Source organism: Syntrophomonas sp. UBA5494 (assembly GCF_002426325.1).
The window spans coordinates 1,630-12,647 of the sequence record NZ_DIPG01000079.1 but is presented as its reverse complement, the minus strand read 5'-3'; the positions used below and the strand labels follow the sequence as shown (position 1 = coordinate 12,647).

The window sequence follows — 11,018 nt, the reverse complement described above, 5'->3', positions numbered from 1 at the left end:
GGAGCATGGAGCAAACGGGCTATACCTCCACCGCCGGGCCTCCGTAATTACAGCTTTCTCTAAAATCCAGGCATAAGAACCGTCCCCATACCTGGCCTTTACTCGATCAATGCCACCGCCTGAGCCGAAATGCCTTCCTGCTTCCCTTCAAAACCCAGCCCTTCCGTGGTGGTGGCTTTTACACTGACCTGTTCCGGGTTTAAGTCCAGAGCCTGGGCAATATGGGCCCGCATGCCGTCTAAATAGCCGGCCAGCCGTGGCCGCTGGGCTACGATAGTGCTGTCGATATTTACTATGCTATAGTTGCGCTGTTTAAGCTTTTTCCCTACCTCGGCCAACAGTAAAAGGCTGTCGGCGTCTTTGTAGGCCGGGTCGCTGTCAGGGAAATGCTGTCCGATATCTCCCATGGCCGCAGCTCCTAAAAGAGCATCACAGATGGCATGTACCAGCACATCAGCATCAGAGTGACCTTTAAGCCCCATAGCAAATGGTATATTTACTCCGCCCAGAATAAGGCTTCTGCCTGTTTCCAGCCGGTGTACGTCATATCCGGTTCCAATCCTCATTCGATCACCTCATTTGGGGGTTACGATTCAACACAGATCTTTTTATGTTTATGGTCTACTTTTTACACATACGTGAGAGTTTTGCATAAGGAAAAATCCAACCTGCCATTCTGAGCGTTAGCAAGCTTCCTTAATAGCGACCGCAGGGAGCATAAGTAGTCCCATAGAGGGAATCTTCAAGATCCTTCGGCTTTGCAGGATGACAATTAAAGAAAAAGTGTATTATGCAAAAATCTCATATGGCTATACGATTCAAGGAAAAGAAATATTTAAATTAAGAATCAGTGTTAATCATAAATAAATCAGTGTCCTTCTGTGTTGAATTTTAATTATCTCTTAATAAAGCCTCGGCTATTTTTAAATCGGCGGGGGTGGTTATTTTTAGATTGCTATCTTCCCCGGCCACCACCTTGACCCGTCCGATATAGGTCTCGAAAATTCCTGCATCATCGGTAGCTCTAAAATCTTCTTCCTGAGCCAGCCGGTAGGCGGAGACGAGTTCCGGGTATTTGAAAATCTGGGGGGTTTGGATGGCCATTACGGTGGACCGGTCCAGGGTCTGGCGTATAAAGCCATCGCGGTCTACTGATTTTAAAGTATCTTTGGCATTTATGCCCGGGACGGCCGCTCCCCATTCCCGTGCTGCGGTGATAAGTTCTCTTAATATCTTATAGGAAAATAGTGGCCGTGCACCGTCATGCACAGCCACCAGATCGGTATCCTCTCCTAAATACTGGAGTCCGGCCCACACTGAATCCTGCCTCTGCCGCCCTCCGGCAATGACTCCTGAAACTTTGCGATATCCATATTTCTTAACAATTTCCTGTTCACAGTAATCGATTTCTGCCGGATTGGCTACTACTACGATTTCATCTACCATCTCAAAATCTTCAAAGGCATCCAGGGCATAAGTTAACACGGGTTTACCTTTTAGAAGCATATACTGTTTGTTGATTTTGCTGCCCATTCGGGTAGCACTGCCAGCTGCTGCGATAACAACCCTAAGGTTGTTAACCATATAAATTCACCTCTTGGACGTCATGGAAACCTTGACCAATGCCAATACCTGAATCCTCTTTGATCTTGCGCGTAAATATCATACGCCCCGCTGCAGTTTGGAAGACGCTGGTCACAGTGACCTCGATGTCATTGTTGATTTCGCTGCTGGCATCTTCGACCACCACCATGGTTCCATCCTCCAGATAGCCAATCCCCTGCCCCGGCTCTTTGCCTTCCTTGATTATGGTAATGTGCATGGTTTCACCGGGATAGACGATAACTTTGACCGCATTGGTGAGCTCATTTATGTTTAATACCGTGATTCCCTGTAGTTCAGCTACTTTATTAAGATTGTAATCGTTGGTAATGATACTGGCATTAATCTGTTTACAAAGACGTATTAATTTGGTATCAACTTCTTTGTCATCCAGTTCATTTCCTTCAATTATATCAATTTTTATAGCAGGATGTTTTTGCATTTTGGAAAGCAATTCAAGCCCACGCCGTCCTTTATTGCGGCGGATATTGTCTGAGGAATCGGCGATGTGCTGCAGTTCTTCAATTACGAAGGTTGGAACTATCAGTGAGCCTTCCAGAAAATGACTCAGGCAGACATCATAAATCCGGCCGTCAATTATGGCACTGGTATCCACTACCTTGTAACCGGATGCTGCCACCAGACTGTCGGTATTTTTTGCCCGGGTGATCGGAAGGGGACCAGCCATATCAGTAGTCCGCCGGCCAATTTTCCAACCGATGATGCCGCTCATGATAAAAACGGCTATGGTCAGATAGGAACCAAATCCTCTGAGCATGGAAAGAGGATAACAACTGACCAGCCCTAGTAAGGCACCTGCCATCAGACCGCCGAAGCCACCTATTAGTTTTTCGATGGAAGTTTCCTCCAGGTGCTGGTTAAAGGCATTTGCTCCTCGTTTAAGCAGTTTAAATACTTGAGCAACAACGGCATAGAACATCAGAAATACCATTAAGCCCAGACCAACCTGCCATTCCAGCTCCAGTGCAACCAAATTACGAACCATATGTACGGTCCACAGGCCCAAAACAGTTGCTATTAACAAAAAGGGTAATGATGCGACGAGTTTATTACGCATTATTAATTCACCTCCATTACTTATTTTTCTAAAAAAGGTAAATTATTATACACCGCGTTTTCATCTCACCTTGTAATTATATTCACAAATACCGCTAAGACTTGTGTTTCCATCTACTGGCAAATTGACAAGTGCCACAAACGAGACTTATAATATTTATATTAGCAGGATAAAAAAGGGAGGCGGGACCCTCTTCATGAAAGATTTGATTTGTGATGAGTTTCAGTATGTGGTAGGAGATCTTCTAATCCGTCATCATAGCATCCTGGATGTACTCAGTAAACTATCCGAATCCACCTGTCGCGTTAACCGGGCTATTGTTAAATCAGTCACGGAATGCGGTTGCATATCAATAGAAGCTGAAAAGCTGCAAATTCCTGAACAGGTTCAATCTTTTGAGGAATTAAAAGACCATCTGGACAATCATTTACGCGGCAAAATATGTACCAACTGTGAAGAAGTCATTATGAATGAATTGGGTAAGTTACTTTTCTACACCGCTGCTCTATGCAATACCTTGGATATAAATATGTACGATGTATTTATTAATGAATACAACAAGGCTTCTACACTGGGTGTATTTAATCTGCGTTAAATTTTGAAATAGTTCTTCATCGAAAAAGAAACCGCTTATAAGCTCCGGAGCTTATAAGCGGTTTCTTAACTTATACACCTGTCCGTAATGCTGAGGCTTTTTTAACTATTCCAGATTGAGGGTGGCAAGTTACCTGATCGGGATAGTCATATCATATATGGTTTCAGCCATTTCTTTGGCCGACTTGGTGAACCCGTTTTTTAACCAGTGCTGAATAAGACCAACGCTTCCGTTCACAACGAATATAAACCCATCTTCATTGAGGCCCAATCCTGTATTGGCTGCGGATGAAGAGGACATACCGCATTGCTCATATATCAACGTAAATAGCTCCTTTTGAAAATCAATATCGCCCTGCTCGCTCATCAGCACCTGGAGATGCCGGCTGTTTTCAACAAAGTACTGACAAATTCCCTCCAGAACCTCAATTGTTCCGGATTTATCTGTTTTGCCAATAAGGGTGATAATGGCCTCTTTCACCCATAAGAGTACTTCATCCTCGATTTTACGCAGCAGGTCATATTGGTCGGTATAATGTGCATAAAAGGTGGTCCGGTTGATATCCGCCTTTTCGCACAACTCTTTAATCGTTATCTTGGAGATCGGCTTTTCCTTCATCAGCTCAATCAGGCTGTCCTGCAACACCATCCTGGTATATCGTGTTTTTCTGTCCATTTTCAATTCTTTCACCAAGATTGGCCCCCTTCCAGAATAATTTTCCTGTTTTAAAATCGACATTTACATGGTGTGTTGTTGTGAATACATCGTTTTATAAACATCTGACGGTTGCTAAGCCAACACTGTGTATATACAATAATCTGCAGGCAGGCAAAAGTCAAGGCCTGTATTTTCTGTAGTTTTTTAGACAGATCATGTTGTCTCCTGCTAGTAGGAGTATAAGGAGAGGATATAGTGGCCTATATCGAATTCAATCACATTATAAAGGAATACGCCTCTGATGGGATAGCAATTCGTGCGCTGGATGACGCAAGTTTCTCGGTGCAGAAAGGCGAATTGGCCGTCATTTTAGGTGCCTCCGGTGCCGGTAAGACCACGGCACTGAATATATTGGGCGGTATGGATACCGTTACCTCCGGCGATGTAATTGTAGACGGCGAATACATCTCCCAATACAATCACAGGCAGTTGATAGGCTATCGCCGTACGGACATTGGTTTTGTGTTCCAGTTCTATAACTTGGTGCCGAATTTAACAGCGCTGGAAAACGTGGAGCTGGCCGCGCAGATTTGCCCAAACTCTCTAAGCGCATCCGAAACGCTGGACAAAGTAGGGCTGGCTGCGCGCAAAACCAATTTTCCCGCGCAGCTTTCCGGTGGGGAACAACAGCGCGTATCCATTGCCCGCGCCATTGCGAAGAACCCCAAATTGCTTTTGTGTGACGAACCTACCGGCGCGCTGGATTACCATACCGGCAAGCAGATTTTACAGCTTTTGCAGGACACTTGCCGCAGAGATAATATCACGGTACTCATCATCACCCACAACTCGGCGATTGCGCCGATGGCCGACCGGGTCATCCACTTTAAAAGCGGCCAGGTCGTAAAGACGGCGAAAAATGAACAGCCTACACCTATTGCGCAGATTGAATGGTGATGGTATGAGCAAAGCATTGCATAAGGATATCCGGCGTTCCGTAAAAATAGGCTGGAAACGGTTTTTGTCCATTCTCATTATAACGGCGCTGGGCGTCGGAATGATGACAGGCCTGTACGCGGCCTGTCAGGATATGTATTACTCGGCGGATCAATTTTTTGACCAACAGAACCTGTTCGATATTCGAATTTTGTCCACGCTGGGGCTTACGCAGGAAGATGTAGATGCTCTGGCACGGGTGGACGGTGTGGAAGCGGTTGAAGGAGGATACAGTGAAACCGTTCACACGGATGTAAACGGCGCGCGCAAGAGCGCGGAGATGACCGTGCTGAGTCGCGGTGGCCTCAACCTGCCGCAATTACAGGCCGGTGCGATGCCAACAAGACAAGGTGAAATGGCCGTTACCCAAAAATATCTGGATAACAGCGGTAAATCAATAGGCGACACAGTGACCATAGCGGAAGATATTGTGGACAGCGGCGAGGAAAGCACCAAAGAAACGCTGGCAGATACGGAGGCTAAAGCCGACCCGGACGAGGACGGCGATTCTGATACGGATGCCGATTTGGATATGGATATGGAGTTGGAGGAAGAAACAGAAACTCCGACCTTCGCTAATACCACCTATACTATCACAGGTGTAGTATTGGATTCCATGGACATTCAGGGTAGTGGCACCGGAAATGCTTTCCGTTCCACCATCACCGCCGATTATACGTTTTTTATCACTGAGGCGGACGCCAACAGCGATATTTTTACCGTGGTCTATATTACATTGGCTGGAACGAAAGAGATGAACTCTTATTCCGATGAATATGAGAACAAGCTACAATCCGTTATCAGCAATATTGAAAACCGCATAAAAACACAGCGGGAGCGGGCACGCTATGACGCTATTTCGAGCAAGGCGCGAACGAAAATTGCCGAAGCCGAGAACACCATGAATGAGAAATTTGCATCGGCAAACCAGAAGTTTACCGATGCATGGCGGGATATAGCCGAAGCCAGACAGGAGCTGGCCGATGGCGAGGCCGCTCTTGTTGGTGAGCAAAAAGATGCGGAGAAAAAAATGGCGGAAGCCCGCATGAAACTGGAGAATGCGAAACGGGAGCTGGTGGAAGCCGAGGAGCGACTGGCCGAGGGTGAAGAGCAGCTTAAGCAGGGCAAAGCCAAACTGTTGGAAAGCGAAAAGAAGCTGGCGAATGGTGAAAAACAGCTTGCGCAAGCTAAATCCGAGTTGAATGAGAACGCTCAAAAGCTGGAAGAAGGTAAACAGCAGTGGGCGGAAGAGCGGAAAAAAGCCGAGGTACAGCTTGCGGCTGCCGAGCAACAGCTCAATGCAGCGCAGAGCCGGCTGGACGCGGCCCGCGCGCAGCTGGAGCCGAAGATTGCACAGTTCAAAAGCGCCTTTGGCAACGCCTGGCCCAAAAGTGAATGGAACGCGCTGGTAAAAGCCGCTGCCGCTCTAGCGGCAACCGGCGCTGATGACAGTACTATTGCAGCAGGTACCGCCGCCGAAAGCGCCGCCCTGGCCGCCGCCATCGAGCAAATAAATGCGCCAGCAGCACAATTGGCGGCCTGGCCAGAATCTGCTGTCATTCAAGCGGCCCTGGGAATGGGCAAGGTGAACGGTGGCCAACAGGCGTTGAATGCTCAGAAAAGAAACTTTGCCCAGCAAAAGAAAGCTGCTTTGAACCAGCTGGCCCAAGCGAAAGCAGAATTGGCCGAAGGAGAGGCACAGATAGCAGCCGCGCGTCAGGCCATTGAATCCAAAAAGGCGGAGTGGGAAGCTGGAAAAGCGGAACTGGCCAGGGGGTGGGCCGAGTGGGAAAACGCTAGGACGAATTTGCGCGAGGGACGAGCCGAGCTGGAACACGGAAAAGTTGAGGTAGCCAACGGCGAAGCAAAGCTGAAGGCGGAAGAGCTTGCTGCCCGGGTAAAAATAGACGACGCCTGGGACGAGATCGCCGCCGGCAAACAAGGATTGGCGGACGGCGAAGCGGAGTTAAGTGAACAAGAACAGGAATACGCTGAGAAAAAGGAAGCAGCCCGGCACAAAATTGCCGATGCTTATGCCGGGCTGGACGATATCGATATGACGCAGTGGTATGTTCAAGACCGCACCTCGCTGGACAGCTATTCCAGCCTTAACAACGATTTGTCCTCCATCGAAGGAGTTGGTAAACTTTTTCCCGTTATTTTTCTATTGGTTGCCGTACTCATGAGCCTGACCACGATGACCCGAATGGTGGAAGAAGAGCGCGGCCTGATTGGTACCTATAAGGCGTTGGGCTTTGGGAATGCCGATATCTATCGGAAATACCTTCTATTTGCTTTTATAGCCTGCCTGCTCGGCGGTGTTGTGGGCGATATATTCGGCTTCGTTTTCATGCCTCGCTTTATATCGGCTATTCTAAAGACACTTTATAGCCTCCCGCAGTTTCACCTGCGTTTTGATACCCTTTATGGCGTGGGTGGCGTCGTGTTGTTTATGGTTGCGATAGTGGGGGCAACCGCACTTGCCTGTCGCAACGAACTGACGCAAATGCCGGCAACTCTCTTACGTCCCAAAGCGCCCTGCTCGGGAGCCCGTGTATGGCTGGAGCGTATCCCGGTTATCTGGAATCATTTGAAATTCCTGAACAAGGTTACCGTCCGCAATCTGTTCCGCTATAAGAAACGCTTGTTTATGACGATTGGCGGCATCATGGGCTGCACCGCCCTGATAATCTGCGGTTTTGCCATCAAAGATTCGGTTCTGAAGCTGGCGCCGAATCAGTATGACCATATCTATCAATATGACCTGATGGCTGTTTTTGATGCGAAAGATAACGACGATATGATCCGGCAGTTGGCGGACGATGGCAACATCAACGATTATCTGAATTTGCGGATTGAGAGCGTGAAACTGCTCAACCCCGATGGGGAATCGACTTCGGTGCAATTAATGGTAATCCCCAACGGAAGCTCCCTGGAGGATTATATCCGTCTGGAGAATCTGGACGGCACACCAGCCCATTTGGATGATGATGGTGTTTTTATCACCCAAAATGCGGCCCGCATCCTGGGGCTCAAAACCGGCGGCACCGTTTCTGTGCAAAATTTGGAGCTTGAACAGGACAAGGCCACTGTATCCGGCATTGTACGGAACTATCTGGGTAATAACGTATATATGACGCAAAAGCTATATGAATCGTTATTGGGCGAGTATATTCCCAACGGCGTGCTCGTACACCTGTCCGATGCCTGCACCGATCAGCCCGCATATGCCGAAACACTGCTGGATAATGATTCCGTGCTTTCCGCCGTCAGCATAGCCACGCTGCGGGAGAATTTCGGCTTTGATCTGATCAATGCGGTGGTTCTGCTGCTCATTGTTATGGCGGGAGGCCTTGCCTTGGTGGTGCTGTTTACCTTGTCGAACACAAATATCTCGGAACGGGTCCGGGAGCTGGCCACCATCAAGGTGCTGGGATTCTATGATAAGGAGGTTTACCAATGTGTAAATAAAGAAACGCTGATTCTGACCGTAATGGGTATCCTCATCGGTTTGCCGGTAGGCCGGGTCATAGGTGGTTTTCTCACTACCGCGCTCAACATGCCAGGCATCCATTTCGCAGTGCATATAGAGCCGGTCAGCTATCTGCTTTCAGCGGCGATTACGTTCGGCTTTGCCGTAATCGTCAATTGGATAACAAATCGTACACTTGACCGCATCAACATGGTGGAAGCAGTGAAAAGTTTAGAATAGCAAGCATGTTGGGGTAATTGCTGGCAGCTGGGAGTTTACGTGTTATTCTCTGCACCGGCCTACATCCTTAATAGTGAGCGAATGCGAACATCAGTTGTGCCTGCAAGGTGAAGGCCGGCCTACGGTTTTACTCTTTATCGTAGGCCCCGACGTCAGGAGCGGGCCGCAGGGCCGGTGGCTTTTTCCCTATATTATGCTGTACTCCGTGTTGACTTTTACACCGTATATTCCAAATAAATCTGTTCCTGCATGCGTTTCAATCCGTTCTTAATGGAACGGGCCCTTACTTCGCCTATACCCTCCACTTCATCCAGTTCTTCGATAGTGGCGCGCAGGATATGGCCTAAAAGGCTGAACCTTTCCACCAGATTATCTATTACCGGCAGAGGTATGCGGGGTAGTTTTTGCAGCATGCGGTAGCCACGCGGGGATACCTGCTGGTCCAAATGGCTGCTGGCCGTACCCATGCCCAGTATACGGGCAATAAATACCGAATCGGAGATATCTTCTTCAAACGCCCGCAGCATACTGTTAAGCAGGTCCAGAGGGGCTTTTTCAGGTATGTTGGCATAGTCCTGGATAATAAACAAGGCTTCTTCCTTTACATTGGCAATCATCTCGTCCAGCTGCATTTTAACCAGCCGCCCTTCGGTTCCTAACTCGGCTATATAGTTTTCGATCTCGTCACCGATATTCAGCACTTTTATGCAGCGTCGCAAAACTTCGCAAACTTCCGAAACGGTAACCATATCTTCAAACTCCAGTCCGCCCAAACGCTGCAATTCCCGGGTAAGAACCGAACGGTATTTTTCCAGGGTCTGCAGAGCCTGCCCGGCTTTGACCAGGATGGAGGCCAGATCGCGCAGGCGAAATGTTACCATACCCTGATAAAGGGTAACCACCCGGCGCCGCTGTGAAATTGCCACCACCAGTTCCCCGGTTTGGCGTGCTACCCGTTCCGCCGTGCGGTGGCGGATACCTGTTTCCAGTGACGGCAGGTTAGGGTCGGGGTCCAACTGGGCATTGGCTATAAGAATACGCGAAGCATCGCTGCTGGTTATGATGGCTCCATCCATCTTGGCCAGTTCATACAGGCGGGCCGGAGTAAATTCACAATTGATAAAAAACCCGCCGCTTACCAGTTTCATCAGTTCCGGTGAGTCTCCTACTACAATGAGACCTCCGGTGTTGGCATGAAGGACGTTTTCTATGCCCAGGCGAAATAGTGTACCTGGAGCGAGCATCTGTAAAAACTTGCGAAAATCTGGTTTGTAAATTTCGTCGACCAACCTTATCCCCCCAAAATAAGATCTATGCACTCATCTAAACTGCTTATCTCAATCAGCCCTAGTTCTGGCCCGATTCCGGTACTTTTGCGGGTACCCGGCGGTACTACCGCATGTTTGAAGCCCATCTTCTGAACCTCTTTTAGCCTGGCATCCATAAACGGCACCGGACGCACCTGTCCGGATAAACTTAATTCGCCGATAAAAACCACATCCTGGGGCAAGGGCCGTTCCCGATAACTGGATAGGATAGCTACTGCAATAGCCAGATCAACCGAAGGGTCTTTGATAAAAACTCCGCCGGTCACCTTAAGAAATACATCGTATTGACTAAGGTTGTAGCCTCTGATTTTTTCCAGCACGGCGATAATAAGAGAAAGGCGGTTCTGGTCAATGCCCGAGGCCATGCGCCGGGCATAGCCCGGTCCGGAAGATGCTGCCAGAGCCTGAATCTCGATCAGCAAGGGCCGGGAACCTGAAAAGCTGGTCGATACTGCAATACCGCTGCCCTTCACCCCATGACTCAAAAACAGGCAGGTGGGATCGGTAACTTCTATTAAACCCTGTCCGCTCATCTCCAGGAGTCCTAATTCATCGGTGGAGCCAAACCTATTTTTAACGCCCCGCAGTATTCTAAAAGAAAAATTCTTGTCCCCTTCAAAATATACTACAACATCTACCATATGCTCCAGTACTTTAGGACCGGCCAGAGCACCGTCCTTGGTTACGTGGCCCACCAGGAAAAAAGCCTTGTCCGTCTTTTTAGCTATATTCATCAGACGGGCGGTGCACTCTCTTAATTGTGCCACACTTCCTGGTATAGAAGAAAGGGATTCGAGGTAAACGGTTTGAATTGAATCTATAATTATAAAGCCGGGATCAAATTCTTGCAGGTAATTTTCGAGCAACTCGATATTCTGTTCGTTCAAGAGATAAATATCATCACTGTTCACTTTGAGCCGGGTGGCTCGCAAACGTATTTGTTTGAAGGACTCCTCCCCGGAGAGATACAATACTTTCTGGCCGGTCCGGGCAATGTGATCAGCTACTTGCAGCAATAAAGTGGATTTACCTATACCGGGGTCGCCCCCC

General features: G+C 48.4%; 9 protein-coding genes. 3 read left to right on the top strand and 6 right to left on the bottom strand.

The window, feature by feature from the left end:
• Window positions 1-98 precede the first annotated feature (98 nt).
• From ispF to B3W37_RS08845, 3 genes are all read right to left on the bottom strand, one after another.
• Window positions 99-566: a 2-C-methyl-D-erythritol 2,4-cyclodiphosphate synthase gene (gene ispF, locus B3W37_RS08855; protein ID WP_483175433.1), complete on the bottom strand. Its 468-nt coding sequence runs from the start codon at window positions 564-566 to the stop codon at window positions 99-101.
• A 325-nt stretch (window positions 567-891) separates the two neighbouring features.
• Window positions 892-1,584: a 2-C-methyl-D-erythritol 4-phosphate cytidylyltransferase gene (ispD, locus tag B3W37_RS08850; protein WP_483175432.1), complete on the bottom strand. Its 693-nt coding sequence runs from the start codon at window positions 1,582-1,584 to the stop codon at window positions 892-894.
• The gene (locus B3W37_RS08845) at window positions 1,577-2,680 is read right to left on the bottom strand and encodes a PIN/TRAM domain-containing protein (RefSeq protein WP_483175431.1); all 1,104 of its coding nucleotides are present in this window, start codon (window positions 2,678-2,680) and stop codon (window positions 1,577-1,579) included. The genes ispD and B3W37_RS08845 overlap by 8 nt, the downstream gene beginning before the upstream one ends.
• 196 nt (window positions 2,681-2,876) lie before the next feature.
• Between B3W37_RS08845 and B3W37_RS08840 the strand changes: the two genes are divergently transcribed.
• A complete protein-coding gene (locus B3W37_RS08840) occupies window positions 2,877-3,275 on the top strand; it encodes a nucleoside triphosphate pyrophosphohydrolase family protein (protein ID WP_483175441.1) in 399 nt (132 codons plus the stop codon).
• Window positions 3,276-3,404: 129 nt separating this feature from the next.
• Here the strand turns inward: B3W37_RS08840 and B3W37_RS08835 are convergent, their stop codons facing one another.
• Window positions 3,405-3,965, bottom strand: coding sequence for a TetR/AcrR family transcriptional regulator (locus B3W37_RS08835; RefSeq protein ID WP_483175430.1), 561 nt, complete (start codon window positions 3,963-3,965; stop codon window positions 3,405-3,407).
• Window positions 3,966-4,187: 222 nt separating this feature from the next.
• On the opposite strand from B3W37_RS08835, the gene B3W37_RS08830 reads away from it, so the two are divergent.
• Both B3W37_RS08830 and B3W37_RS08825 read left to right on the top strand, forming a co-directional pair.
• The gene (locus B3W37_RS08830; RefSeq protein WP_483175428.1) at window positions 4,188-4,889 is read left to right on the top strand and encodes an ABC transporter ATP-binding protein; all 702 of its coding nucleotides are present in this window, start codon (window positions 4,188-4,190) and stop codon (window positions 4,887-4,889) included.
• 4 nt (window positions 4,890-4,893) lie between these two features.
• A complete protein-coding gene (locus B3W37_RS08825; RefSeq protein ID WP_483175427.1) occupies window positions 4,894-8,640 on the top strand; it encodes an ABC transporter permease in 3,747 nt (1,248 codons plus the stop codon).
• Between the two features lie 215 nt (window positions 8,641-8,855).
• On the opposite strand, the gene disA is transcribed toward B3W37_RS08825, so the two are convergent.
• Both disA and radA read right to left on the bottom strand, forming a co-directional pair.
• Window positions 8,856-9,929, bottom strand: coding sequence for a DNA integrity scanning diadenylate cyclase DisA (gene disA, locus B3W37_RS08820; protein ID WP_483175426.1), 1,074 nt, complete (start codon window positions 9,927-9,929; stop codon window positions 8,856-8,858).
• Window positions 9,930-9,931: 2 nt separating this feature from the next.
• On the bottom strand, window positions 9,932-11,018 hold a 1,087-nt coding region (radA, locus tag B3W37_RS08815), incomplete at its 5' end, for a DNA repair protein RadA (protein WP_483175425.1).